The organism is Agrococcus sp. UYP33, from assembly GCF_054060915.1.
On the sequence record NZ_JBSSDR010000002.1, the window covers coordinates 528,468 to 553,719 of the forward strand.

At 72.9% G+C, this 25,252-nt stretch carries 26 protein-coding genes; 4 read left to right on the forward strand and 22 right to left on the reverse strand.

The features are described from left to right. Positions 1 to 16: 16 nt before the first annotated feature. The 9 genes from ACVWW9_RS12850 to ACVWW9_RS12890 form a co-directional block, all read right to left on the reverse strand. The gene (locus ACVWW9_RS12850) at positions 17 to 577 is read right to left on the reverse strand and encodes a shikimate kinase (RefSeq protein ID WP_456515824.1); all 561 of its coding nucleotides are present in this window, start codon (positions 575 to 577) and stop codon (positions 17 to 19) included. Then, positions 574 to 1,761 (reverse strand): chorismate synthase, encoded by a 1,188-nt coding sequence (gene aroC, locus ACVWW9_RS12855; RefSeq protein WP_123697987.1) that lies wholly within the window; start codon positions 1,759 to 1,761, stop codon positions 574 to 576. The genes ACVWW9_RS12850 and aroC overlap by 4 nt, the downstream gene beginning before the upstream one ends. Positions 1,762 to 1,763: 2 nt before the next feature. Next, complete coding sequence (locus tag ACVWW9_RS12860; protein ID WP_456515825.1) at positions 1,764 to 2,642, reverse strand: shikimate dehydrogenase family protein; 879 nt, start codon at positions 2,640 to 2,642, stop codon at positions 1,764 to 1,766. 1 nt (position 2,643) lies between these two features. Beyond that, complete coding sequence (gene mltG, locus ACVWW9_RS12865) at positions 2,644 to 3,720, reverse strand: endolytic transglycosylase MltG (protein WP_354260563.1); 1,077 nt, start codon at positions 3,718 to 3,720, stop codon at positions 2,644 to 2,646. Position 3,721: 1 nt separating this feature from the next. Then, a complete protein-coding gene (ruvX, locus tag ACVWW9_RS12870) occupies positions 3,722 to 4,222 on the reverse strand; it encodes a Holliday junction resolvase RuvX (RefSeq protein ID WP_456515826.1) in 501 nt (166 codons plus the stop codon). An 11-nt stretch (positions 4,223 to 4,233) separates the two neighbouring features. Further along, a complete protein-coding gene (alaS, locus tag ACVWW9_RS12875) occupies positions 4,234 to 6,891 on the reverse strand; it encodes an alanine--tRNA ligase (RefSeq protein WP_456515827.1) in 2,658 nt (885 codons plus the stop codon). A 121-nt stretch (positions 6,892 to 7,012) separates the two neighbouring features. Next, a complete protein-coding gene (locus ACVWW9_RS12880) occupies positions 7,013 to 7,192 on the reverse strand; it encodes a hypothetical protein (protein ID WP_123697992.1) in 180 nt (59 codons plus the stop codon). 112 nt (positions 7,193 to 7,304) lie between these two features. Beyond that, complete coding sequence (gene rpsD / locus ACVWW9_RS12885) at positions 7,305 to 7,934, reverse strand: 30S ribosomal protein S4 (protein ID WP_123697993.1); 630 nt, start codon at positions 7,932 to 7,934, stop codon at positions 7,305 to 7,307. Positions 7,935 to 8,059: 125 nt separating this feature from the next. Further along, the gene (locus tag ACVWW9_RS12890; protein ID WP_456515828.1) at positions 8,060 to 9,379 is read right to left on the reverse strand and encodes a replication-associated recombination protein A; all 1,320 of its coding nucleotides are present in this window, start codon (positions 9,377 to 9,379) and stop codon (positions 8,060 to 8,062) included. A 91-nt stretch (positions 9,380 to 9,470) separates the two neighbouring features. Between ACVWW9_RS12890 and ACVWW9_RS12895 the strand changes: the two genes are divergently transcribed. The 3 genes from ACVWW9_RS12895 (at position 9,471) to ACVWW9_RS12905 (ending at position 12,735) form a co-directional block, all read left to right on the forward strand. Beyond that, positions 9,471 to 10,148 carry a DUF6584 family protein gene (locus ACVWW9_RS12895; RefSeq protein ID WP_456515829.1) on the forward strand — a complete coding sequence of 226 codons (678 nt, stop codon included), beginning with the start codon at positions 9,471 to 9,473 and terminating at the stop codon, positions 10,146 to 10,148. 105 nt (positions 10,149 to 10,253) lie between these two features. Further along, positions 10,254 to 11,009: a peptidylprolyl isomerase gene (locus ACVWW9_RS12900; RefSeq protein WP_354260554.1), complete on the forward strand. Its 756-nt coding sequence runs from the start codon at positions 10,254 to 10,256 to the stop codon at positions 11,007 to 11,009. Positions 11,010 to 11,076: 67 nt separating this feature from the next. Beyond that, complete coding sequence (locus ACVWW9_RS12905) at positions 11,077 to 12,735, forward strand: DUF349 domain-containing protein (RefSeq protein WP_456515830.1); 1,659 nt, start codon at positions 11,077 to 11,079, stop codon at positions 12,733 to 12,735. A gap of 72 nt (positions 12,736 to 12,807) precedes the next feature. On the opposite strand, the gene ACVWW9_RS12910 is transcribed toward ACVWW9_RS12905, so the two are convergent. The 6 genes from ACVWW9_RS12910 to ruvA form a co-directional block, all read right to left on the reverse strand. Continuing rightward, positions 12,808 to 15,036, reverse strand: a complete 2,229-nt coding sequence (locus ACVWW9_RS12910; RefSeq protein ID WP_123697996.1) for a RelA/SpoT family protein — start codon at positions 15,034 to 15,036, stop codon at positions 12,808 to 12,810. Positions 15,037 to 15,091: 55 nt separating this feature from the next. After that, complete coding sequence (secF, locus tag ACVWW9_RS12915; protein ID WP_456515831.1) at positions 15,092 to 16,063, reverse strand: protein translocase subunit SecF; 972 nt, start codon at positions 16,061 to 16,063, stop codon at positions 15,092 to 15,094. Beyond that, on the reverse strand, positions 16,063 to 17,763 hold the full coding sequence (secD, locus tag ACVWW9_RS12920; protein WP_456515832.1) for a protein translocase subunit SecD: 1,701 nt from the start codon (positions 17,761 to 17,763) through the stop codon (positions 16,063 to 16,065). Before secD ends, secF begins: the two co-directional genes overlap by 1 nt. Positions 17,764 to 17,766: 3 nt before the next feature. Further along, complete coding sequence (yajC, locus tag ACVWW9_RS12925; RefSeq protein ID WP_123697999.1) at positions 17,767 to 18,147, reverse strand: preprotein translocase subunit YajC; 381 nt, start codon at positions 18,145 to 18,147, stop codon at positions 17,767 to 17,769. 61 nt (positions 18,148 to 18,208) lie between these two features. After that, complete coding sequence (gene ruvB / locus ACVWW9_RS12930; RefSeq protein ID WP_354260546.1) at positions 18,209 to 19,222, reverse strand: Holliday junction branch migration DNA helicase RuvB; 1,014 nt, start codon at positions 19,220 to 19,222, stop codon at positions 18,209 to 18,211. Further along, positions 19,219 to 19,812 (reverse strand): Holliday junction branch migration protein RuvA, encoded by a 594-nt coding sequence (gene ruvA / locus ACVWW9_RS12935; protein WP_354260544.1) that lies wholly within the window; start codon positions 19,810 to 19,812, stop codon positions 19,219 to 19,221. The genes ruvB and ruvA overlap by 4 nt, the downstream gene beginning before the upstream one ends. 104 nt (positions 19,813 to 19,916) lie before the next feature. Between ruvA and ACVWW9_RS12940 the strand changes: the two genes are divergently transcribed. Beyond that, complete coding sequence (locus tag ACVWW9_RS12940; RefSeq protein ID WP_123698002.1) at positions 19,917 to 20,096, forward strand: hypothetical protein; 180 nt, start codon at positions 19,917 to 19,919, stop codon at positions 20,094 to 20,096. A gap of 19 nt (positions 20,097 to 20,115) precedes the next feature. On the opposite strand, the gene ruvC is transcribed toward ACVWW9_RS12940, so the two are convergent. The 7 genes from ruvC to ACVWW9_RS12975 are packed head-to-tail and all read right to left on the reverse strand — an operon-like array spanning position 20,116 to position 25,178. Next, positions 20,116 to 20,673 (reverse strand): crossover junction endodeoxyribonuclease RuvC, encoded by a 558-nt coding sequence (gene ruvC, locus ACVWW9_RS12945; protein WP_456515833.1) that lies wholly within the window; start codon positions 20,671 to 20,673, stop codon positions 20,116 to 20,118. Positions 20,674 to 20,676: 3 nt separating this feature from the next. Beyond that, positions 20,677 to 21,438, reverse strand: a complete 762-nt coding sequence (locus tag ACVWW9_RS12950; RefSeq protein ID WP_354260540.1) for a YebC/PmpR family DNA-binding transcriptional regulator — start codon at positions 21,436 to 21,438, stop codon at positions 20,677 to 20,679. 54 nt (positions 21,439 to 21,492) lie between these two features. Beyond that, positions 21,493 to 22,107 (reverse strand): hypothetical protein, encoded by a 615-nt coding sequence (locus ACVWW9_RS12955; RefSeq protein ID WP_456515834.1) that lies wholly within the window; start codon positions 22,105 to 22,107, stop codon positions 21,493 to 21,495. 8 nt (positions 22,108 to 22,115) lie between these two features. Further along, positions 22,116 to 23,072 (reverse strand): DMT family transporter, encoded by a 957-nt coding sequence (locus ACVWW9_RS12960; RefSeq protein ID WP_456515835.1) that lies wholly within the window; start codon positions 23,070 to 23,072, stop codon positions 22,116 to 22,118. A 51-nt stretch (positions 23,073 to 23,123) separates the two neighbouring features. After that, entirely contained in the window at positions 23,124 to 23,726 is a 603-nt protein-coding gene (gene pdxT / locus ACVWW9_RS12965; RefSeq protein WP_456515836.1) for a pyridoxal 5'-phosphate synthase glutaminase subunit PdxT, read from the reverse strand. 2 nt (positions 23,727 to 23,728) lie between these two features. Further along, entirely contained in the window at positions 23,729 to 24,619 is an 891-nt protein-coding gene (gene pdxS, locus ACVWW9_RS12970) for a pyridoxal 5'-phosphate synthase lyase subunit PdxS (RefSeq protein ID WP_354260532.1), read from the reverse strand. Positions 24,620 to 24,659: 40 nt separating this feature from the next. Then, positions 24,660 to 25,178, reverse strand: a complete 519-nt coding sequence (locus ACVWW9_RS12975; protein WP_123698591.1) for an HIT family protein — start codon at positions 25,176 to 25,178, stop codon at positions 24,660 to 24,662. Positions 25,179 to 25,252: the final 74 nt, after the last annotated feature.

Consider the following 25,252-nt stretch of genomic DNA (forward strand, 5'->3'; position numbering starts at 1 on the left):
CTCCCCCTCTGGAGTGTCACAGCCCGCGCTCCGCGAGCCAGGCCTCGAGCCGATCGACCAGCTGGGCCATCGGCGTCCTCGACGAGTCGACGACGGTGTCCGCGAGCTCGCGGTAGATCGGGTCCCGCTCTGCGGCGATGCGCCGCCACGACGCGATGCCGTCGGCGACGAGCGGCCGGCCGCCGCCGCTGATGCGCCGTTCGGCGGTGTGCTCGTCGACGGTGACGAGCACGACCGTCGCGTGCGCGAGGAGCGCCCGGGTGTGCTCCTCGAGCACGGCGCCGCCCCCGAGGGCGACGACCGAACCGGGCACGAGCGCGCGCCGCACGGCATCCGCCTCCCAGCGCCGGAAGGCGGGCTCGCCGTGCTCGGCGAACAGCTCGGGGATCGGTCCGTGCTCGAGCACCACGAGCCGGTCGGTGTCGGCGAAGGTGCGGCCCAGCCGGGCGGCGAGCTTGCGGCCGAGCGACGACTTGCCCGCCGCCATCGGTCCGATGAGCGCGATCGGCGGGACGGTGCCCGCCTCGTCGCCCGGGCGCGGACCGGCGCCGGCCTCGCCCGCCCGGTCGACGGTCACGAGGTGGTGCGCAGCTGCTCGGGGATCGCGGCGAGGTAGGCGTCGAGGTTCCTGCGCGTCTCGGCGACCGAGTCGCCGCCGAACTTCTCGACCATCGCGTCGGCGAGCACGAGCGCGACCATCGCCTCGGCGACGACGCCGGCGGCGGGCACGGCGCACACGTCGCTGCGCTGGTGGTGCGCCTGGGCGGCCTCGCCGGTGGACACGTCGACGGTGCGCAGCGCCCGCGGCACCGTCGCGATCGGCTTCATGCCGGCGCGCACCCGCAGCGGGTCGCCGGTGGTCATGCCGCCCTCGATGCCGCCCGCCCTGCCGGTCTCACGGTGCACGCCGCCCTCGCCGACGATGAGCTCGTCGTGCGCGACGCTCCCCCGGCGCCGCGTGGTCTCGAAGCCGTCGCCGACCTCGACGCCCTTGATGGCCTGGATGCTCATCAGCGCCTGGGCGAGCCGGCCGTCGAGCCTGCGGTCCCAGTGCACGTAGGAGCCGAGCCCCGGCGGCAGGCCGTAGGCGAGCACCTCGACGATGCCGCCGAGCGTGTCGCCGGCGCGGCGGGCATCCTCGACCTCCGCGAGCATCGCGGCGCTCGTCGCGGCGTCGAAGCAGCGCAGCTCGTCGGCGTCGAGGAGGTCGACGTCGTCGGGCGCGGGCAGCGCGGCACCGTCGGGCACGCGCACCGGCCCGATCGACAGCGTGTGGCTCACGAGCCGCACGCCCAGCTCGCCGAGGAAGGCGCGGGCGACGGCACCCAGCGCGACGCGGGCCGCGGTCTCGCGGGCGCTCGCGCGCTCGAGCACCGGGCGCGCCTCGTCGAAGCCGTGCTTCTGCATGCCGACGAGGTCGGCGTGGCCGGGACGCGGGCGGGTGAGCTTCGCAGCGCGCGCACCGGTGAGCTCCTCCTCGAGCGGCGCTGCGCCCATGACCTCGGTCCACTTCGGCCACTCGGTGTTGCCGATGCGGAGGGCGATCGGGCCGCCCTGGGTGCTGCCGTGGCGCACGCCGCCGGAGATCGACAGCGCGTCCTGCTCGAACTTCATCCGGGCGCCGCGACCGGCGCCGAGCTTGCGGCGCTGCAGGTCGGCCTGGATCTGCTCCGCGGTGATGGGCACGCCCGCGGGCAGCCCCTCGAGGAGGGCGAGCAGTTCGGGGCCGTGGGATTCCCCAGCGGTGAGCCAGCGCAGCATGCTCATGATTCTTCCAGAGTCCCGGATGCCCCAGGACCGGTCGCGCTCGCACCGAGCGCCCAGCGCATGGCCGCGACCACGCGCGGCTCGTCGGGCAGCGGCGCGTCGACGTCGCCCTGCGCGAAGATGCGCGCCTGCAGCACCGCCTGGCCGAGCAGCATCTCGCGCCCGTCGATCACGTGCAGGCGCGGCAGCGACGCGAGGTACCGCGAGCCCTCTGGGCGCGCGTAGTCGGCGTCGAGCAGGCGCGTCGGCGGTGCGGCGAAGGTCGGCACGGCGTCGGCGGCGGCCGGCAGCGTCGAGACGGCCGCGTCGACGACGGGCAGCGGCGCGTCGAGCGCCTGCACCTCGAGCGCGACCCCGAGCGACGCCGAGAGCTCGCGGAGCCGCTGCGCCTTCGCCGGGGTGCGGAGCGCGACGGTCACGCGCTCGACGCCCATCGAGGCGAGCGCGACGAGCGCGGTCTGCGCCGTGGCGCCCGCGCCCACGATCGCGGCGGAGCCCGCCCGGGCGAGCCCCGCATCCGCGAACGCCCGCACGATGCCGCCGACGTCGGTGCTCCACCCCCGCAGCGCGCGCCGGCCGCGGGTCGGCGCACCGAGCAGCAGCGTGTTGACCGTGCCGGTCGCGCGGGCGAGCGGATCGAGCTCGTCCGCGAGCTCGGCGGCGGCGTCCTTGTGCGGCGCCGTCACCGACAGCCCGAGCCACTCGGGGCCGAGCGCCCCGACGAAGGCCGGGAGCCCGCCGGGCTCGACCGCGCTGCGGCCGTAGTCCCAGTCGAGGCCGAGCTGGCGGGCCACGGCGCCGTGCAGCGCGGGCGACAGCGAGTGCTCGACCGGCCAGCCGACGACGGCGAGCCGGCGCGCACCGGCCGCCGTCACGTCAGCCGCCCCAGCCCGGGTTGTCGCGCAGGAACTGCTGGAACTGCGCGACGCCGACCTCGTGCTCGGCGAGCGTCTCCGAGAAGACGGTCTCGCCGGTCTCGGGGTTCACGGTCACGAAGTAGAGCCACGCGCCCTCGGTCGGCGCGAGCGCCGCCTGGATGGCCGCGTCGCCGGGGGCACCGATCGGCCCGACCGGCAGGCCCGGGTTCGCGTACGTGTTGTACGGGTTGCTCGCGTCCGCGCGCTCCTCGGCCGTCGTGGTGACGACGTGGAGGTTGCCGGTGCCGTAGGCGACGGTCGCATCGGACTGCAGCGGCATGTTCACGTCGAGGCGGTTCTGGAACACCCGCGCGACCCGGCCGAAGTCGTCCGGCAGCCTCGCCTCACGCTGCACGAGCGACGCCATGATGAGCACGCGCTCCTGGTCGGCCTCCGCGACGCCCGCGGACTCGAGCGCCTCCCGCTGCCGCTCGACCATCGTCGTGAGCACGTCGACCGCGGTGACGCCCTCGTCGAACGTGTAGGTCGCGGGGAACAGCCAGCCCTCGAGCGAGATGGCGTTCTCGGGCAGGGCGAACTGCGTGAGGTCGCCGGCGGCCTGCAGGAACTCTGCCTGCGGGATGCCGATGTCGCGCTCGAGACGCTCGTAGACCTGCGGCAGCGTGTAGCCCTCGGGCACCGTGACGCGCAGCTCCACCTTGTTGGCGGGGTCGATGAGCGCGTCGACGGCGCCCTGCGCCGACATCTGCTGCATGAGCCGGTACGCGCCCGGCTGCAGCTGGATCGACGAGTCGGCGACCAGGATGTCGGTGAACGCCTCGGCGCTCGCGATGACGTCCTGCTCGAGCAGCGTGGCGGCCACGTCGTAGCCGTTGTCGCCCGACTGCACCTGCACGACGACCTCGCCGGTGCCGGGGCCCGGGTAGTCCTCGGGGCCGCTGAAGCGGTCGGCGATGCGCGGGATCCCCCACGCCGCGGCGATGCCGACGCCCACCAGCACGACGAGGGCGATGATGCCGCCGATCAGCCGCCTGCGGACCCGCTGCTTGCGCTCTCGCGCGCGACGTCCAGCCATCTCAGTCCTCCTGGGTCGCGGCCTCGCCGCGGTCGTCGTGGCCCTGCGCGTCGTCGCGGCTGGGCAGCAGCTCGCCGGGCGCCCGCCCGGCGGTGCGCTCGCTGTCGAGCGCGTGCTGCAGGATGACGACCGCAGCCGCCTGGTCGATGCTCGAGCGCTGCTGCCGGCTCGACCTGCCGGCCGCGCGCATGCCGGCCGAGGCCGTCACGGTCGAGAGCCGCTCGTCGACGAGCCGCACGGGCAGCGCGGCGGCGAGCAGCGCGGCCATGTCGCGCGCATCCTGGGTGCTCGGGGTGTCGCCGCCGGAGAGCGAGATCGGCAGCCCCACGACCGCCTCGATCGCGTCGAGCTCCTCGGCGATCTCGCGCAGGCGTGCGACGACGTCCGTCGATGCGCGCTGGATCGTCTCGACCGGGGTCGCGAGCAGGCCGTCGCGGTCGCAGCGCGCGACGCCGACGCGGGCGCGCCCGACGTCGACGCCGATCCGCACCCCGCGACGCATGCCGGTGCCGCTCAGCGGTCGAGTCCTGCTCGCACGGCGCCGATCGCCGCGGGCATCGCGCTCGCGTCCTGGCCGCCGCCCTGCGCCATGTCCGGCTTGCCGCCACCGCCGCCACCGAGCGCGCCGGCCGCCGCCTTCGCGAGCGGGCCCGCGACGACACCGCCGTCGCGCGCGGCCTGGTTCGTGGCCACGACGATCGCCGGCTTGCCGTCGACCGCGCCGCCGATCGCGACGACCGCCGCCTCGCTGCCGAGGCGCTCGCGCACCTGCGCGGCGAGCGACCGCAGGTCGTCGGCCGACCCGACCGCGCCGAGGTCGACCGCGGCGAACCGCACCGCCCCGACCCGCTCTGCGGCGTCGGCGATCGGCTGCACGCGGCCGGCGAGCTGCTGCGACTCGAACTCCGCGATCCGCTTCTCGGCCGTCTTGAGCGACGCGACGAGCTCCTGGATGCGGCCCGGCAGCTGCTCCTTGGGCGTCTTCAGCATCGACGTGAGCTCGCTGACGAGCGAGCGCTCGGCGACGAGCTGCCGGAACGCGTCCGGACCGACCGCGGCTTCGACGCGACGGTTGGTCGAGCCGACGCTCGACTCGCTCGTGATCGAGATGAGCCCGATCTGGCTCGACGCCGCCACGTGCGTGCCGCCGCACAGCTCGCGCGACCAGGGGCCGCCGATGTCGACCATGCGCACCTGGTCGCCGTACTTCTCACCGAACAGCGCCATCGCGCCGAGCGCGCGCGCCTCGTCGATCGGCATGACGCGCGTCTCGACCGGCAGGTCGTCGCGGATCGCGGTGTTGGCGATGCCCTCGAGCTCCTGGCGCATGTCGCTCGAGAGCGCGCTGGACCAGGAGAAGTCGAGCCGCATGTAGCCGGCCTTGTTGTACGAGCCGGACTGGTGCGCATCCGGGCCGAGCAGCTGGCGCAGCGCCGCGTGCACGACGTGCGTCGCCGAGTGGGCCTGGTTCGCGGAGCGGCGGTAGAGCGGGTCGACGACCGCGTGCGCGAGGTCGCCGACGGCGATCTCGCCGGAGGTGACGCGCACGGTGTGGCTCACGAGCCCGGAGATGGGGCGCTGCACGTCGAGCACGTCGGCCTCGAAGCCGGGGCCGACGAGGCGGCCCTGGTCGCTGTCCTGCCCGCCGGACTCGGCGTAGAGAGAGGTCGCGGTCAGCACGACCTCCGCCTCGTGGCCCACGCCCGCGGTCTGCACCTGCGCGCCGTCGACGATGATGCCGATCACCTCGCCGTCGGCCTCGAGCTCGTCGTAGCCGAGGAACGCCGTCTCGCCCTTCGCGCGCAGGTCGGCGTAGACCGAGAGGTCGGCGAGCTGGCGGCGGCGCGACTTCGCGTCGGCCTTGGCGCGCGTGCGCTGCTCGCTCATGAGCGTCTCGAACGTCGGGCGGTCGACCTGCAGGCCGGCCTCCTCGGCGATCTCCATCGTCAGGTCGATCGGGAAGCCGTAGGTGTCGTGCAGCAGGAACGCCGTCCTGCCCGGCACGACGTTGCCGGCGTCCTTGCGCACGTCGGCGATCGCGACGTCGAGCACGGTCGAGCCGGACTCGAGGGTCGACCGGAACGTCTCCTCCTCGGCCACGGCCATCCGCTCGATGCGCGGGTACGACTGCTCGAGGTCGGGGTAGGCGGCGACCATCGCGTCGCGGCTCGCGCGGAACAGCGTCGGGAACGTCGCGTCCTGCACGCCGAGCAGCCGCATGGAGCGGATCGAGCGGCGCATCAGCCGGCGCAGGATGTACCCGCGGCCGTCGTTGCCGGGCGTGACGCCGTCGCCCATGAGCATGAGCGACGAGCGGATGTGGTCGGCGATGACGCGCATGCGCACGTCGTCCTCGTGGACGGCGCCGTAGCGGCGGCCGGAGAGCTCGCTCGCGAGGTCGAGCACCGGGCGCACCTGGTCGATCTCATACATGTTCTGCACGCCCTGCTTGAGGAAGGCGATGCGCTCGAGCCCCATGCCGGTGTCGATGTTCTTGCTCGGCAGCTCGCGCACGATCGTGAACTCGGTCTTCGAGCGCACGTCGGCGATCTCGTCCTGCATGAAGACGAGGTTCCAGATCTCGACGTAGCGGTCGCTGCCGGTCGCCGGACCGCCCTCGGGGCCGTACTCGGGGCCGAGGTCATAGAAGATCTCGGAGTCGGGGCCGGCGGGGCCGGGCTGCCCGGTCATCCAGTAGTTGTCCTCGAGGCCGAGGCGCTGGATGCGCGACGCCGAGATGTCGGTCGTCTCGAGCCAGAGGCGCTCGGCCTCGTCATCGGTCGTGAAGACGGTGACCCAGAGCCGCTGCGGGTCGAACCCGAAGTGGCCGTCAGCCTCGGAGCCGGTGAGCAGCTCCCACGCGTAGCCGATCGCCTCGCGCTTGAAGTAGTCGCCGAACGACCAGTTGCCCGCCATCTGGAAGAACGTGCCGTGGCGCGGCGTGCGCCCGACCTCCTCGATGTCGTTCGTGCGGATGCACTTCTGCACGTCCGCGGCGCGCGGCCACGGCGCGGGCACCCGGCCCGAGAGGTACGGGATGAACGGCACCATGCCGGCGATCGTGAACATGATCGCCGGGTCGTCGCTCACGAGCGATGCCGAGGGCACGATCTGGTGGTCGCGGCGCTCGAAGTAGCTCAGGAAGCGGCTGTGGATGTCTGCGGTCTGCATGGGGGTCAGGTCTCTCCAGCCCGCTGTGGGCCTGACGGAAGGGGGCGAAACGGATGGGGGCGTGCCGGGTGGAGGCATGACGAGCCCGGGCGCATCGCGCCCGGGCTCGGGACGGGTCTCGTCACTCGCCTCGCAGCTCGCGGTCGCGAGCCTGGTAGCCGTCCTTGACCGCGTCGGTGAACTCGCGGCTGCGGGCGTCGACGTTGTCGAGCAGCGCCTTGCCCTTCTCGGTCTCCTCGATGCGGCGGGCGGCGAAGACGCCGATGACGACGCCGATGGCCAGGAACAGGAGCTTCTTCACAGCGGGGTCTCCTCGTGTCACGCTCTCCCCCGGACCGGTCGGCTCCGGGGCTTCGACAGTCTAACGACGAGAGGGGTCGCCTTCCGGCGACCCCTCTCGTGCGACGCTGGGATCAGCGCGCGGCGTAGTACTCGACGACGAGCTGGACCTCGGCGACGACGGGCACCTCTGCGCGCTTCGGGCGGCGCACGAGGCGCGCCTGCAGGCGGTCGAGCTGCACGTCGAGGTACGGCGGGACGGGCGGGAGCACACCGGCGTGACCGCCGGCGGCCGCGACCTGGAAGGGCTCCATGCCGGACGAGCGCTCGTGGACGTGGATCGTCTGGCCCTCCTTGACGCGGAAGGAGGGGCGGTCGACGCGCTGGCCGTCGACCATGATGTGGCGGTGCACGACCATCTGGCGGGCCTGCGACATCGTGCGGGCGAAGCCCGAGCGGAGCACGAGGGCGTCGAGGCGCATCTCGAGCAGCTCGACGAGGTTCTCACCCGTCAGGCCGGACTGGCGGCGGGCCTCGTTGAACGTCGTGCGCAGCTGCGCCTCGCGGATGCCGTACTGGGCGCGCAGGCGCTGCTTCTCGCGGAGGCGGACGGCGTAGTCGCTGTCAGCCTTGCGCTTGGTGCGGCCGTGCTGGCCGGGGCCGTAGGGGCGCTTCTCGAGGTAGCGCGCCGCCTTCGGGGTGAGGGCGATGCCGAGGGCGCGCGAGAGGCGCGTCTTCGAACGGGTACGGGACTTCGTGGACATGACTTCCTTCGCTGAGTCGCTGCCGCGCGAGCGGCTGTCCCGGCACAGTGCCAGGACCTAAGGAGGGGGGCGGGCCCGGGTGGCGCGGCGATGCCGGCCGGTGGACCAGCGACCAGGCTACCAGATCAGGCGTCGCCTGCCAGGATCCGGCGGATGCGCTCGAGCCGCGCCGCGATGTCGCGCTCGAACCCGTGCTGGCTCGGCTCGTAGTAGCGGCGCCCGATGAGCGGGTCGGGCAGGTGCTGTTGGGTGGCGACGCCGTGCGGCGCGTCGTGGGCGTAGCGGTAGCCCTTGCCGTGGCCGAGCCGCTTGGCGCCGGCGTAGTGCGCGTCGCGCAGGTGGTTTGGCACGCGGCCGAAGTCGCCGCCGCGCACATCGGCGATCGCCCGGTCGATGCCGAGGTAGGAGCGGTTCGACTTCGGCGCCGTCGCGAGGTAGACGACCGCCTCGGCGAGCGGGATGCGCCCCTCCGGCATGCCGATCATCTGGACGGCGGTCGCCGCGGCCGTGGCGATCACCAGGCCCTGCGGGTCGGCCATGCCGATGTCCTCGCTCGCGAGCACGATGACGCGGCGAGCGATGAAGCGCGGGTCCTCCCCCGCCTCGATCATGCGCGCGAGGTAGTGGAGCGCGGCGTCGGGGTCGGAGCCGCGCACCGACTTGATGAACGCCGAGATGACGTCGTAGTGCTCGTCGCCCTGCCGGTCGTAGCGCAGCAGCGCGCGATCGACGGCGCTCGCCACCGCATCCGCCGTGATCAGCGCTGGCCCGTCGGCGTCGCCCGCCGCCTCGAGCGCGTGCTCGCCTGCTGCCTCCAGCGCGGTGAGCGCTCGGCGCGCGTCGCCGGAGGAGAGCCGGATGAGCTGCGCCCTGGCCTCGTCGTCGAGCTCGACGCGCCCGTCGAAGCCGCGCGGGTCGGCGATGGCGCGCGCGATGAGCTCGGCGATGTCGTCGTCGCCCAGGGGCTCGAGGGTGAGCAGCAGCGAGCGCGACAGCAGCGGGCTCACGACGCTGAACGACGGGTTCTCGGTCGTCGCGGCGATGAGCGTGACCCACCCCTGCTCGACGCCCGGCAGCAGCGCGTCCTGCTGAGCCTTGGTGAAGCGGTGGATCTCGTCGAGGAACAGCACGGTCGAGCGTGCGAAGAGGTCGCGCTCCGCGAGCGACTCCTCCATCACCTGCCGCACGTCCTTCACGCCGGCGGTCACGGCGCTCAGCTCGACGAAGCGGCGGTCGGACGAGTGCGCGATCGACTGGGCGAGCGTGGTCTTGCCGGTGCCGGGCGGTCCCCACAGGATGACGCTCTGTCCGCTCGCGGCGGAGCTCGATCCGGCCAGGCGGCGCAGCGGCGAGCCGGGGCCGAGCAGGTGCCGCTGCCCGACGACCTCGTCGAGGCTCGTGGGGCGCATGCGCACCGCGAGCGGCGCTGTCGTCCCCCTGGCCATGCCTCCATGCTAGGCGGCGCCGCCCACAGCCCCCGGCGCTCCGACGCCCGCTGGCGTTGCCCAGGGCACGGGGCTCCGGGACACTGGCGGGATGGACGCCATCGCCCGGGCACGCGCGCACGCCGAGCGCGGCCGCACGAGAGCCGCCATCGACCTGCTCAAGCCACTCGCGACTGGGGAGCAGCCGCCGTACGAGGCCCGCCGTGCGCTCGCCGAGCTCTACCGCGACCTCGGCGCGCCGGACCAGGCAGGGCGTTGGGGCGTCGCGATCGATGGGTGGACCTCGGCCTTCGAGCGGGACCGCCTGGCGCGCGCCCTCATCTGGTACCACGAGCCGCGGGCGTTCCTGTCGCTCCCGGCGGGGGCACCGGAGCCGGCCGATCTCCCCGCGGTGCTCGAGCTGCGCGCGCAGCATGGCGAGCGAGCGGAGGCGCGCCGCCGCACGGCCGCCGCGGATGGGAAGCGCAGCCCCGCCTCGCGCGCCGCTCAACGCGAGGAGGCGCTCGTCGCGGCCTCCGCGGTGCTGGTGGCCCTGGGCGCGATCGGCCCGTGGCTCGTGCTGGGAGGCGTGCGCATGCTGGCTCGCGATCCGTGGGCGGCGGGGTTGATGGGAGCGGGCTGGAGCCTGTTCGCGGTGGGAGCGCTGCTGATGGCCGTGCATCGCTGGCTGGAGGATGGGCGCCTGGGCGCCTCCTCGTGGGTGACGCTCGTGACGGCGGCGCTCGCCGTCGGGAGCTTCGCGCTCGCGGCCAGCTGGACCGCGGCCTGACCGGCACCGGCACGGCGTGCTGGCCTGGAGCAGGTAGCCTGATCCGCGGTCGCGCGACAGCCCGGATGTGGCACGCAGCGCGCGGCGGACATGCGAGGAGAATCCGTGGTCACGAAGCAGGAGCAGGAGCGCCGCGTGCGCGACTATCGCGCACGGCAGACGGTGCACCAGCGCCGGCAGCGCCGCCAGCGCCGCGACTCCATCATCGGTGGCGCGCTCGCGCTCGTCGTGCTCGCGGGCGGCACCGCGCTGCTCTCGACCGTGCAGCCGCCGGCCGACCCCGCGGCGACCGCGCCGCCCTCGCCCACCGAGACGACGGCCGCCGAGTCGACCGTGCCCGACCCCTCGCTCGCCGAGGGCCGCACGTGGACGGGCGCGCTGACGATCAACGGCATCGAGCTCGGCGTCGAGCTCGACGGCGCCGCCGCGCCGCAGGCGGTCTCCGCGGTGCTCGCCGACACGCAGGGCGACTACTACGACGGAAAGACGTGCCACCGGCTCACGACGAGCGAGGGCTTCAGCGTGCTGCAGTGCGGCTCGACCGACGGCCAGGGCGGCGGCGACCCCTCCTACATGTACGGCCCCATCGAGAACGCCCCGGCCGACGACGTCTACGCCGAGGGCACCATCGCCATGGCGCGCCAGGGCAACAACGCCGAGTCGAACGGCCACCAGTTCTTCATCGTCTACGGCGACACCACGATCCCCTCCGACAGCGCCGGCGGCTACAGCGTGATCGGCCGCGTGACCTCCGGTCTCGACCAGCTGACCGCCGACGTGATCTCGCTCGGCACCGAGGGCGGCGTCACCGACGGACCGCCCGCGGAGCCCGTCGCGATCGACGACTTCGTCCTGCAGTAGCGGGTCCGGCGCCGGCTCCACCGCGCTAGGCTCTCCCTGCCCGTTCCCTCGTACGAGAGACTCCTCCATGCCCGAGCCCATCCAGCCCACCGACTCCGAGAACTCGGAGGAGTCCGTGCAGGACGCCCCGATCGAGGATGCCAGCGCATCCGAGGTCGCCGAGGCCAGCGCCGACGCTGTGCCCGAGGCCCCCGCAGACGAGGCTCCCGCCGAGCCGGACGCCGCAGCGAAGACCGCCGAGGCTGATGTCCCGGCCGATGACGCCGAGCTCTCCGCAGCCGAGCTGACCGCTGCCGCCGACGCCGCCACCGGCATCCCCGTCGAGCAGGCCGTCGCAGAGCTCGCTGCTGACGAGGCGCCCGTCGAGCCCGCCGAGCAGCCCGCCGAGCAGCCCGCCGAGCAGCCCGCCGAGCAGCCGTCCGAGCAGCCCGGCGAGGCGACGTCGGAGCAGGCAGCGCCGGAGGCCGAGCCGGCACCCGCTCCCGAGCCCGAGATGGGCGAGCCCGTCATCGAGCGCGGCCTCGGCCGGGTCGACGCGACCGGCACCGTCGCGGTCAAGGAGGGCGAGCGCTGGCGCGTGGTCGGCCAGTTCCCCGACGTCGAGGCCACCGAGGCGCTCGCGTACTTCGAGCGCAAGTTCGCCGACCTCGAGGGCCAGGTGCGCCTGCTCGAGCAGCGCATCCGCGGCGGCGCCAGCGCCCGCGACGTGGCGAAGGCCGCGTCCCACCTGCACACGACCGTGCAGGAGGCGAACGCCGTCGGCGACGTGCCGTCGCTGCTCACCCGCCTCGACGCGCTGCGCGGCGAGCTCGGCCAGCTCGAGGCCAAGCAGCAGGCCGCGAGCCGCGCCGAGGTCGACGCGGCGATCGCCGAGCGCACGCGCGTCGTCGAGTCGATCGAGCAGCTCGCCTCGGCCGACCTCGAGAACGTGCAGTGGAAGCAGACGATGCAGCGCGTCGACGAGCTCTTCGCCGAGTGGCAGCGCCTGCAGAAGGACGGCCCCCGCCTCTCGAAGGGTCAGGCGGATGCGCTCTGGAAGCGCTTCCGCGACGCCCGCGCGACGCTCGAGGGCGCGCGCCGCCGCTTCTTCGCCGACCTGGACGCCTCGCACAAGGACGTCCGCGCGCGCAAGCAGGCGCTCGTCGAGCGTGCGCAGGCGCTCGCGCCCAAGGGCGTCGACGGCATCCCCGCCTACCGGTCGCTGCTCGACGAGTGGAAGGGCGCCGGCCGCGCCGGCCGCAAGATCGACGACGCGCTCTGGGCGCAGTTCAAGGAGGCCGGCGACGTCCTCTTCGCGGCCAAGGCCGAGCAGTCGTCGGTCGAGAACGAGGAGTACACCGCCAACCTGGAGGCGAAGCGCGCGCTCCTCGAGGAGGCCGCTCCGATCCTGCAGATCAAGGACCGCGCCGCCGCCCGCGAGGCGCTGCTGCCGATCCAGCGCCGCTGGGACGAGCTCGGCCGCGTGCCGCGCGAGGCGCTGCGCGAGGTCGAGGACCGCATGCGCGCCATCGAGACGCACGTGCGCGAGCTCGACGAGCAGCACTGGAAGTCGTCGAACCCCGAGCGCAAGGCGCGCTCCGAGGGGCTCGCCGGGCAGCTCGAGGACGCCATCGAGAAGCTCGAGGGCGAGATCGCCGCGGCCACCGACCCGGAGCAGCGCGCCGAGCTCGAAGCCGAGCTCGCGACGAAGCGCTCCTGGCTCGAGGTCGTGGCAGCCGCAGGCTGACCCGCTCCGTCACGAAGGGGCCCGCGCGATGCGCGGGCCCCTTCGTCGTCGGTGGGTCGGTCGTCGGCTGCGTCAGCCGGTGGTGATGCGGTAGACGTCGTAGACGCCGTCGATGCGGCGGACCGCGTTCAGCACGTGGTCGAGGTGCGTCACGTCGCCCATCTCGAAGGCGAAGCGGCTGAGCGCGAGCCGGTCGGTGCCGGTGTGCACGCTCGCCGAGAGGATGTTCACGTGGTGCTCGGTGAGCACCCGGGTGATGTCGCTCAGGAGGCCCGAGCGGTCGAGCGCCTCGACCTGGATGTTGACGAGGAAGAGGCCCTTCGACGTCGGCGCCCACTCGACCTCGATCATGCGCTCGGGCTCGGCGAGGAGCCCCTGCACGTTCGGGCACGAGCGCTGGTGCACGCTCACGCCCTGGCCGCGCGTGACGAACCCGACGATCTCGTCGCCGGGCACGGGCGTGCAGCACTTCGAGAGCTTGACGAGGATGTCGTCGGCGCCGCGCACGAGCACGCCCGACGAGCTCGTCGACACGCGCGTGGCCGTGCGGGTGGGCAGCGCGGCCTGCGGCTCGTCGTCGGCCCCGCCCTCGTCGGCGCGGATCGCGGCGACGACCTTCTCGAGCACCGACTGGGTGGAGACGTGGCCCTCGCCCACCGCCGCGTAGAGACCGGTGACGTCGTCGTACTTCAGCTGCGCGGCGACCTGCGCGAACGCATCCCGCCCCATGAGCTTCTGCAGCGGCAGGTCGTGCCGGCGCATCGCCTTGGCGATCGCCTCCTTGCCGACCTCGACCGCCTCGTCGCGGCGCTCGCGCTGGAACCACTGGCGGATCTTGCTGCGCGCGCGGGGCGACGTGACGAAGCCCTGCCAGTCCTGGCTCGGCCCGGCATCCGGGTTCTTCGACGTCAGCACCTCGACGATGTCGCCGGTGGTGAGCCTCGTGTCGAGCGGCACGAGCCGGCCGTTGACCTTCGCGCCCATCGTGCGGTGGCCGACCTCGGTGTGCACCGCGTAGGCGAAGTCGACGGGCGTCGCGCCGGCGGGCAGGCCGATGACCTTGCCCTTGGGCGTGAAGACGTAGAGCTCCTTCGCACCGATCTCGAAGCGCAGGGAGTCGAGGAACTCGCCCGGGTCGGTCGTCTCCTCCTGCCAGTCGTTGATGTGCGCGAGCCACGCCATGTCGGTCGACGACATCGCGCCGCCGCCCTGCTTGTACTTCCAGTGCGCCGCGACGCCGTACTCGGCGCGACGGTGCATCTCCTCGGTGCGGATCTGGATCTCGACGTGGTGGCCGCGCGGGCCGATCACCGTCGTGTGCAGCGACTGGTAGAGGTTGAACTTCGGGGTCGCGATGTAGTCCTTGAGGCGACCGGGCATCGGCTGCCAGCGCGCGTGGATCGCGCCGAGCACCGCGTAGCAGTCGCGCACGCTCGGCACGATGACGCGCACGCCGACGAGGTCGTAGATGTCGGCGAAGTCGTGGCCGCGCAGCTGCATCTTGTTGTAGATGGAGTAGTACTGCTTCGGCCGACCGGCGATGCGGCCGCGGATCTTCGCGGCCTTCATGTCCTCGGTGAGGCCGGCCACGACGTCGTCGAGGTAGCGCTCGCGCTCGGGCGCGCGCGCCTCGACGAGGTTCTTGATCTCGAGGTAGACCTTGGGCTGCAGCACCGCGAACGAGAGGTCCTCGAGCTCGACCTTGATGGTCTGGATGCCGAGCCGGTGCGCGAGCGGCGCGTAGATCTCGATCGTCTCGCGCGCCTTGCGCTGCGCCGACTCGTCCGACACGAAGCCCCAGGTGCGGGCGTTGTGCAGCCGGTCGGCGAGCTTGATGACGAGCACGCGGATGTCCTGCGACATCGCGACCACCATCTTGCGCACCGTCTCGGCCTGCGCGCTCTGGCCGTACTTGAGCTTGTCGAGCTTCGTGACGCCGTCGACGAGCATCGCGATCTCGTCGCCGAAGTCGGCCCGGCACTGCTCGAGCGTGTAGGTCGTGTCCTCGACCGTGTCGTGCAGCAGCGCCGCCGCGACCGTGATCGCGCCGATGCCGAGGTCGGCGAGGATCTGCGCGACCGCGACCGGGTGGGTGATGTAGGGCTCGCCCGACTTGCGGTACTGGCCCTTGTGGGCCTCCTCGGCGACGATGTACGCGCGCTGGATGAGCCCGGTGTCGGCCTTCGGATGCTGCGACTTGACCGTGCGGATCAGCTCGTCGACCGCGCCGGCGCGGTGCGAGCGCGAGAAGAGGAAGGGCAGGAGCGTGCGGAAGCCACCGGATGGCTGGGTCTCGCTCATGCCGCCTCCTCTGGCTCGGGTCGGTCAGGCCGGGTGGGTCAGGACGCTGCGGCGATCACACGACCGCCCCGCGCTCGGTCCGCGGCTTCACGGCCTCCGGGGCGATGGTGTCGCCCTGGCGGAGCCACGCGTACACGGGCGCGGCGACGAAGATCGACGACCAGGTGCCGACGATCGTGCCGATGAAGAGCGCGAGCGAGATGTCGCGGAGCGTGCCGGCGCCGAGCAGCAGCGCGCCGATGAAGAGGATCGACGCGATCGGCAGGGTGGCCACGATCGACGTGTTGATCGAGCGCACGAGCGTCTGGTTGACGGCGAGGTTGATGTTGTCGAGCAGGTCGCCGCTCATGCCGGGCGCGGTGTTCTCGCGCACCTTGTCGAACACCACGACGGTGTCGTAGAGCGAGTAGCCGAGGATCGTCAGGAAGCCGATCACCGCGGCAGGCGTGACCTCGAACCCGATGATGCCGTAGACGCCAGCGGTCACGAGCAGGTCGAAGGCGAGCGAGGCGAGCGCGGCGACCGCCATCTTCCAGGTGCGGAAGTAGATGGCGAGCACGATCGAGACCAGCACGAGGAAGGTCACGAGCGCCTGCAGCGCCTGCTGCGTGACGTCCTGCCCCCACGACGGGCCGACGAACGAGAACGCGACCTCGCCCGTCTCGACGCCGTACGCCTCAGCGAGGGCGGCGCGGATGTCGGCCGCCTGCTGCTCGGTGACGACGTCGGTCTGGACGCGCACGGCGTCGGCGCCGACCGTCGCGACGCGGGCCTCGGACTCGGGCACGATCGACTCGACGGCCTCCGCAGCACCCTCGACGCTCGACTGGGTGAGCCCGGTGACGCGGAACTCGCTGCCGCCGGTGAACTCGATGCCGAAGACGAAGCCGCCGCGCAGCACCGTGCCGAGCGCGAGCAGGATCAGGAACCCGGCGGCGATCGAGAGCCACAGGCGGCGCTTCGCGACGACCGGGATCGACCGCTCGCCGGTGTAGAGCTCGTTGCCGATCGTGGTGAGCGATGCCATCAGTTCTCCTTGCCGGTGCCGGGGCGGGGAGCGACGCTCGCGCCAGTGCCCGCGCCCACGCCTGCGCCGACGGATGCCTTGCGCTCGGCGATGGTCTGGCGCTTCTGCGCCTCCTTCGACGACCGCGCCGCACGGCCGGCGGCGACCGGCTCGCGGAACTTCGCGCGCCCCCGGTAGACCGCGCCGAGCGCGTTCGGGTCGAGGCCGCTGAAGCGGTGCCCCGACGAGAAGAACGACGTGCGCGACAGCAGGCGCAGCAGCGGGTGGGTGAAGAGCGCGACCACGACGATGTCGATGAAGGTCGTGATGCCGAGCGTGAACGCGAAGCCGCGGACGTTGCCGACCGACAGCAGGTAGAGGATCACGGCCGCGAGGAAGCTCACCGCATCCGAGATCAGGATCGTGCGGAAGGCGCGCTTCCAGCCCGTCTCGAGCGCGGACGACAGGTGCTTGCCCTCGCGCAGCTCGTCGCGGATGCGCTCGAAGTAGACGATGAACGAGTCGGCCGTGATGCCGATCGCGATCACGAGGCCCGCGATGCCGGCGAGCGACAGGCGGTAGCCCTCGGTGCTCGACAGGAACGTCACCACGAGGTACGTCAGCACGCCGGCGACGGCGAGCGAGAGGATCACCACGAGGCCGAGCGCGCGGTACTGCAGCACCGAGTAGAGCACGACGAGGATGAGGCCGATGAGGCCGGCGAGCAGGCCCGCCTGCAGCTGGCTCGCGCCGAGCGTGGGCGAGATCGTCTCGTTCGACTGCACCTGGAAGCCGATGGGCAGCGCACCGAAGCGCAGCTGGTCGGCGAGGCTCTGCGCGCCCTCCTGGGTGAAGCCGCCGGTGATCTGCGCGTTGCCGTCGGTGATGACGGCGTTCGACGTGATCGGCATGAGCACGGTCGAGTCGAGCACGACCGCGAACTGGTTCTGCGGCTCGGGCAGCTGCGTGATCGCGCGGGTGACGGCCTCGAACGCCGCGGGGCCCTCGCCGTCGAGCTCGAGGTTGACGCCCCAGCCGCCGGTCGCCTGACCCTGGCTGTTCGTCGCGGCGCTCACCTGCGCGTCGGCGATGTCGGCGCCCTCGACCGAGACCGGCCCGAGGATGAAGCGCGCGCTGCCGTCGGTCGAGCACGTGATGTAGGGCTGGTCGCCGGGCGCCTGCACCGTCGTGTCGACGTCGGCGCACTGGAAGGCGTCGAACTCCGACTGCAGCGCGGGCGTGATCCACGCCTGGTCCCACGCGTTCGCGGGCGTCGTGGCGGGCTCGCTCTCCTCCGACGGCTCGGCTGTCGGGGTCGCGCCGGGCGCGTTCGCGGGGGCCGACTGCAGCACCGGGCGGAACTCCATCTTGGCGCTCGCCTGGATGCGCTGCAGGGTCGCCTGGTCGGGCTCGCCCGCGAGGGCGACGACGATGTTGCGGCCGCCCTGGGTCGTGATCTCGGGCTCGGCGACGCCGGAGGCGTCGACGCGCTGGCGGATGATCGCCACCGCCTGGTCGAGCTGCTCCTGGGTGACCGAGGTGCCCTCGGCGACCTGGGGCTCGAGCACGATCTGCGTGCCGCCCTCCAGGTCGAGGGCGAGCTGCGGCGTCCAGGCGCCGTCACCCCACTGGACCGCCGAGAAGTTGACGCCGATGAGGCCGGCGATCAGCACCGCCAGCCAGATGAGGGCGCGGCCGCCCCGCGCGCGAGCCTTCGCCACGGATCAGGCGCGGTCGCGCGGCTCGTCCGCGTCGCCGAGGTCGTCCGTGCGGTCGTCGGCGGCCTCGGTCACCTCGGCGTGGTCGTCGACCACGCGGGCGAGGGTCTGGCGGTGCACGCGGATCACGGTGCCCGGTGCGATCTCGATGTGCGCCTCGTTGCGCTCCTCGTCGATCGCGACGAGCTCGCCGAACACGCCGAAGTTCGTCATGACCTCGGCACCCGGGACCATCTTCGTCTGGAGGTCCTCGGCCTGCGCCTTCCGCTTCTTGTTGCTGCGGAACATGAAGAAGATCATCGCCGCGAGCACGACGAGCATGATGATCGTCAGCGGGTCGAGCGCGAACCCTTGCTGGGCGGTGGTCGTCGTCTGCAGGAACAGCATTCGGAAGGAGCCTCTCGGGGGGTGTCCGTCCTGCGCGGCTGCGCGCGGGACCAAGGACTGATCATACCCCGTCGAGCGTGTCGTCCGGCGCGAGCGCGCGCGCGTGGCGCATCCCGGACGCCGTGGCGATCCGGCCCCGCGGCGTGCGGCCGATGAGGCCCTCGCGCACGAGGAACGGCTCGACGACCGACTCGATCGTGTCGGCCTCCTCGCCCACGGCGGCGGCGAGCGTCGACAGCCCCACCGGTCCCCCGCCGAACCGGTGCGCGATCGCGTGCAGCACGGCGCGGTCGATGCGGTCGAGGCCAGCCTCGTCGACGTCGTAGAGCTCGAGCGCCGCACGCACGCCGTCGATGTCGCTCGAGCCGGCGTGCACGAGCAGCCAGTCGCGCACGCGGCGCAGCAGCCGGTTCGCGATGCGGGGAGTGCCGCGCGACCTGCTGGCGAGCTCGGCGAGGGCCGCGCCCTCGAGGTCGAGGTCCATGAGGCGCGACGACCGGGCGAGCACCCGCTCGAGGTCGGCCGTCTCGTAGAACTCCAGGTGCGCGGTGAAGCCGAACCGGTCGCGGAGCGGCGCGGGCAGCATGCCAGAGCGCGTCGTCGCGCCGACGAGCGTGAAGGGGGCGAGCTCGAGCGGGATCGAGGCGGCCCCCGCGCCCTTGCCGACCATGATGTCGATCCGGAAGTCCTCCATCGCGAGGTAGAGCATCTCCTCGGCGGAGCGCGCCATGCGGTGGATCTCGTCGACGAACAGCACCTCGCCGGGCACGAGCGCCGACAGCACCGCCGCGAGGTCGCCCGCGTGCTGGATCGCGGGGCCGGACGAGAAGCGGATGGGCCTGCCCGTCTCGTGCCCGATGATCATCGCGAGCGTGGTCTTGCCGAGCCCCGGCGGACCGGCGAGCAGGATGTGGTCGGGCGCGCGCTCCTGCATGCGCGCGGCCTGCAGCAGCACCTCGAGCTGCCCGCGCACCTTCGGCTGTCCGACGAAGTCGGTGAGCGTCGTGGGCCGCAGGGCGCCCTCGAAGGCGAGCTCGTCCGGCGTCGACGCGGGGTCGATGAGCGGGTCGTTCACGGGCGCGCCGCCGGGCCGAGGATCGCGAGCGATGCGCGCAGCAGCGCGCCGCTCGAGCCCGCGGCATCGGGCGCCGCGATCGCGGCGCGCTCGATCGCGTCGGCGGCCGTGCGCTCGGGCCAGCCGAGGCCGGTGAGCGCCGTCAGCACGTCGGCGCGCGCATCCGGCGTCGCGGCGCGAGCGACGGCCGGCGCGACGAGCTTGCCGCTCAGCTGCAGGATGAGCAGCTTCGCCGTCTTCGGTCCGATGCCGCTCACGGCCTTGAACGCGCGCTCGTCACCGCTGTCGATGGCGCGCGCGAGCTCGGCGGGCGTGAGGTGCGCGAGCACCCCGAGCGCCGACTTCGGCCCCACGCCGGTGACGCCGATGAGCAGCTCGAACGCCTCGAGCTCCGCCTCGGTCTCGAAGCCGTAGAGCGCGAGGTCGTCCTCGCGCACGACGAGGTGCGTGTGGAGGGCGACGCCGGCGCCCGGCCGCGCGGCGAGCGAGCACTGCGGCGTCACGTGCACGGCGAGGCCGACGCCGCCGACACCGACGACGAGCCGCTGTCCGCGTGCGGACAGCACCGTTCCGTCGAGCCTCGAGATCACCTCGTCAGCCTAGGCGGCGGCGGCGCGCTCGGGCCGCTGGCACGCCGTCGGGCGGGCGTCGCGCTGATAGCCTGGTCCGGCCCGCCGACCGACTCGGAGATCGCATGCGCTACGTCCAGTTCCTCGTCCTGTTCCTGATGCTCGTCGCCTCGTTCTTCGTCATGGGCTATGCGTTCGCGTTCCCGGGCATCGAGGCGTTCATCTTCATCGCTGGCCTGCTGATGTTCACGCTGTCGTTCGTCGTGTCGATCGAGATCGGGCGTCGCGGGCTCCGCCACCGCTGACCGTCGTCGTGCGGCGCGCTCAGCGCCGCGACCTGGCAGCCGCCTCGGCTGCCGCCCATGCCTGCTGCGCGGGCGTCGACGTGCTCGCGCGCGGCACGCGCGTGCGCCAGCCCTCCGCGATCGCGATCGCCAGCGCATCCGCCGCGTCGGCGGGCCTCGGCGCCGCGTCGAGCCGCAGCAGCCGTCGCACCATCTCGGCCACCTGCTGCTTGTCGGCCGCGCCGTAACCGGTGACGGCGGCCTTCACCTCGCTCGGCGTGAGCATCGCCACCGGGATGCCGCGCTCGGCGGCGGCGCGGAGCACGATGCCCGAGATCTGCGCGACGCCCATGACGCTGCGCAGGTTGGCCTGCGCGAAGACGCGCTCGAGGGCGATCGCGTCGGGCCGGTGCTCGTCGATCGCGGCCTCGACGCCGCGGCCGATGCGCAGCAGCCGCTGCTCGATCGCCTCGTCGGGCTCGGAGCGCACCACCTCGACGTGCACGAGCGTCGGCGTGCGGCGGTCGACGTCGATGACGCCGACGCCGCAGCGCGTGAGGCCGGGGTCGACGCCGAGCACGCGCACCGACGCCGGCACGGGCTACTCGTCCTCGTCGAGCTGCGCTTGCACCTCGGGGGTGAGGTCGTAGTTCGCGTAGACGTTCTGCACGTCCTCGCTGTCCTCGAGCGCGTCGATGAGGCGCATGACCTTGCGGGCGGTCTCGGCGTCGACCTCGACCTTGAGGTTCGGCACGAACTCGACGTCGGCGGCGTCGTAGTCGATGCCCGCGTCCTGCAGCGAGGTGCGCACCGCGACGAGGTCGCTCGGCTCGGAGAGGATCTCGAAGCCGCCGCCCTGATCGGTGACCTCCTCGGCGCCTGCGTCGAGCACGGCGAGCAGGATGTCGTCCTCGGTGACGTCGTCGGTCTTCGTCACCGAGACGACGCCCTTGCGGCTGAAGTTGTAGGCGACCGAGCCCGGGTCGGCCATCGTGCCGCCGTTGCGGGTCATCGCCGTGCGGACCTCTGCGGCAGCGCGGTTCTTGTTGTCGGTCAGGCACTCGACCATGAGCGCGACGCCGTTCTGCGCGTAGCCCTCGTACATGATCGTCGTGTAGTCGATCGACTCGCCCGTGAGCCCGGCGCCGCGCTTGATGGCGCGGTCGATGTTGTCGTTCGGGACGCTCGTCTTCTTCGCCTTCTGCACGGCGTCGACGAGGGTCGGATTGCCCGAGAGGTCGGCGCCGCCGATCTTCGCGGCGACCTCGATGTTCTTGATGAGCTTCGCGAACGACTTGGCGCGGCGGGCGTCGATGACGGCCTTCTTGTGCTTCGTCGTGGCCCACTTGGAATGTCCGGACATGCTGCTTCCTGATCGCGAGACGGGAGGGTCCCATCCTACGCGTGCGCGCCGGGGCTACGGACGGAGGCTGGACTCCCGCACGCCGGCGCTGCGCAGCTCGAGCGCCGCGAGCGCGCGGAGGGCGTCCGCGTCGCCGGTGCGGAGCGCCGCGACCGGGTCGGGCACCGCCCGCAGCACCGCGGCCATCGGCTGCCCGACGATCGCGCGCATCGCGAGCAGGTCGCGTCCCTCGCGGCTCTGCGCGAGCGCGCGGCTGGCGCCCGCTCGGGTCGCGAAGCGGAGCCGCGGCACGATCCAGACGAGCACCACGAGCAGCAGCGGCAGCAGCCAGAGCGCGGTCGCGACGGCGCCGGCGAGCATGTCGACGGCATCCGTGAGCGCCGAGCCGGCCGCCTCCAGCTCGGTGGCCGAGCCGGCGGCGTCGCGGAAGGGCTGCGCGACGCCCTCGCCGACGAGCGGCACCTGCGCGAGCGCCTCCCCCGCGTCGGCGAGCGTCGTCGAGAAGCCGCTGCCGGCCGCCGCGACCTGCTCGCCGAAGCCGCCGAGCGAGGCGATGGCCGCGCCGACCTGCTGCGAGAGCCAGACGGCGGCGATGATCGTGCCGATCGCGACGAGGTCGCCGGCGGCCTGCCAGACGGCCTGCCCTGGACGGCTGGAGTAGAGCTGCACGGCTCGATTCAAGCAGGCTGCAGGGCGCGGGACCGCGGCTTCGACTGCACGAGCACGCCCGCGCCGATCACGATCGCGGCACCGGCGAGCTGCCACAGGCCGACCTCCTCGCCGAGCACGACGACGCCGAGCGAGACCGCGACGATCGGGATGAGGTAGGTGACGGTCGCCGCGACGGTCGGACCGACCGCCCGCACGACCTCGAACTGCAGCACGTAGGCGACGCCCGTGCCGATCACCCCGAGCAGGACGACGGCGACGAGCGCGAGCGGCAGCGCGTCGGGCGCGCCGTGCGTCGCGACCGGCGTCCAGCCCTCGGCGCCGGCCCAGACGAGCAGCGCCACGAGCGTCATGGGCAGCCCCGTCACCATGAGTGCGGTCGGATGCGCGAGGCCGGGCACCTCGCGCTGCCCGAGCAGCCGGCGGTTGAGCGTCCACCCCACGCCGTACGAGGTCGCGCCGAGCACCGCGATCGCGATGCCGAGCAGGTCGGGCCCCTGCCCCGACGTCCACGGCTGTGCGATGAGCACGACGCCGACGAAGCCGAGCAGCACCGAGAGGAGCTTGCGCGGCGTCAGCCGGTCGCTCGGCAGCAGCAGCAGCGCGAAGAGCACGGTCGCGACCGGCGAGAACGCGTTCGCGAGCCCCGTGAGGCCCGAGGAGATGCGGGTCTCCGCCACCACGAACGCCGTGAAGGGCAGGGCGGTGAGGAAGAACGAGCAGATCGCGAGGAGGCCCCAGGTGCCGCCGTCACGCGGCAGCCGGGTGCGGGTCGCGGCGGCGAGCGCGAGCAGGGTGATGGCTGCGATCCCGATGCGGAGCGTCGCGATCTGCATGGGGTGCAGCGCCTCGAGCCCGAGCTTCATGAGCAGGAACGACGAGCCCCAGATGACGGCGAGGCCGATCCACAGGACCTGCCACGGCATCCGGCCCATGCGGCCCGCCGAGCGTGTGCCGTCGGTCATCTCGTCGCTCCCTCTGCGCTGCGCCGCAGCATCCGATCATGCGGCATTCGATCATGCACCGCTGACGCGCTCGACGGTCGCGAGGAACCGTCGATGGAAGCGCAGCTCGCCGTTCACCTCCGGGTGGAAGGCGGTGCCGAGCAGGTTGCCCTGCTCGACGGCGATGACGCGGCCGTCGACGTGCGCCAGCACCTCGACGCCGTCGCCCACGCGCTCGACCGCGGGCGCGCGGATGAAGGTCGCCCGCACGGGCTCCTCCCCCAGCGCCGGCACGGCGAGCTCCGCCTCGAAGGAGTCGACCTGGCTGCCGAACGCGTTGCGGCGCACGTCGACGTCGAGGCCGCCGAACGGCAGCTGCGTGGGCAGCCCGTCGAGGATGCGGTCCGCGAGCAGGATGAGCCCGGCGCACGTGCCGAAGACGGGCATGCCGTCGGCGATCCGCGCCACGATCGGCTCGCGCACCTCGAAGAGCCGCGAGAGCTTGTCGATGACGCTCGACTCGCCGCCGGGCAGCACGAGGCCGTCGACGGCCTCGAGCTGCGCCGGCGTGCGCACGAGCGACACGTCCGCGCCGAGCGCCGCGAGCACGGCGACGTGCTCGCGCACGTCGCCCTGCAGGGCGAGGACGCCGACGCGGGGCGCCGGCCGAACCACCGCTACCAGCCGCGCTCGGCGAGGCGGTGCGGCGCGGGGAGGTCGGACACGTTGATGCCGACCATCGCCTCGCCGAGGCCGCGCGACGCTGCCGCGATCGCCTTCGGGTCGTCGAACGCCGCGGTCGCCTTCACGATCGCGGCCGCGCGGCGCTCGGGCTGGCCCGACTTGAAGATGCCGGAGCCGACGAAGACGCCGTCAGCACCGAGCTGCATCATGAGCGCCGCGTCCGCGGGGGTCGCGACGCCGCCGGCCGTGAAGAGCACGACGGGGAGCGCACCGCGCTCCGCCACCTCGGCGACGAGCTCGTACGGCGCCTGCAGCTCCTTGGCGGCGACGTAGAGCTCGTCCTTCGAGAGCCCGCGCAGCCGCCGGATCTCGCCGGTGATCGTGCGGATGTGCTTCGTCGCCTCCGAGACGTCGCCGGTGCCGGCCTCGCCCTTCGAGCGGATCATCGCCGCGCCCTCGGTGATGCGACGGAGCGCCTCGCCGAGGTTCGTCGCGCCGCACACGAACGGCACCGTGAAGGGCCACTTGTCGATGTGGTTGACGTAATCGGCGGGGCTCAGCACCTCGGACTCGTCGATGTAGTCGACCTCGAGGGCCTCGAGCACCTGCGCCTCGACGAAGTGGCCGATGCGGGCCTTCGCCATCACGGGGATCGAGACCTCTGCCTTGATGGCGTCGATGAGGTCGGGGTCCGACATGCGGGCGACGCCGCCCTGCGCACGGATGTCGGCCGGCACGCGCTCGAGCGCCATGACGGCGACAGCGCCGGCATCCTCGGCGATGCGCGCCTGGTCGGGGGTGACGACGTCCATGATGACGCCGCCCTTCAGCATCTCGGCCAGGCCGCGCTTGACGCGGGCCGAGCCGGTGGTGGACTCGCTCATGGTGTGCTCTCTGATCGCTGGCCGGTGGTGGTGAGGGGCATCAGGCCGGCCAGGCTGCCTGGATGTCCCGGCGCATGTCCTCCAGCAGGATGGGCAGCGCCTTCGTCTTCGCGATGATCGGGAAGAAGTTCGAGTCGAGGCTCCACCGCGGCACGATGTGCTGGTGGAGGTGGTCGGCGATCCCGGCGCCGGCGATGCGGCCCTGGTTGAGGCCGATGTTGAAGCCCTGGCAGCGCGTCACCTGCGACAGCACGCGCATGGCCGTCTGCGTGAGCACGGCCATCTCGGCGACCTCCTCGGTGGTCGCCTGGTCGTACATGCCGACGTGCCGGTAGGGGCAGACCATGATGTGCCCGGTGTTGTACGGGAACAGGTTGAGCAGCACGAAGCACGTCTCGCCGCGGTGCACGATGAGGCCCTGGTCGTCGGTGAGCTCCGGGGCGCGGCAGAACGGGCAGGCCTCCTCGTCGGGCATCTGCCCCTGCTGGATGTAGACCATCCGGTAGGGCGTCCAGAGCCGCTGGAAGTGGTCGGGCACGCCCGGCAGCTCGCTCGACATCTGCGTGGGCGCGCCCCACGCGTGCTCGCCGACGAGCGGCGGCTCCTGCGCCTCCGCGGGGTCGAACGGCGGCA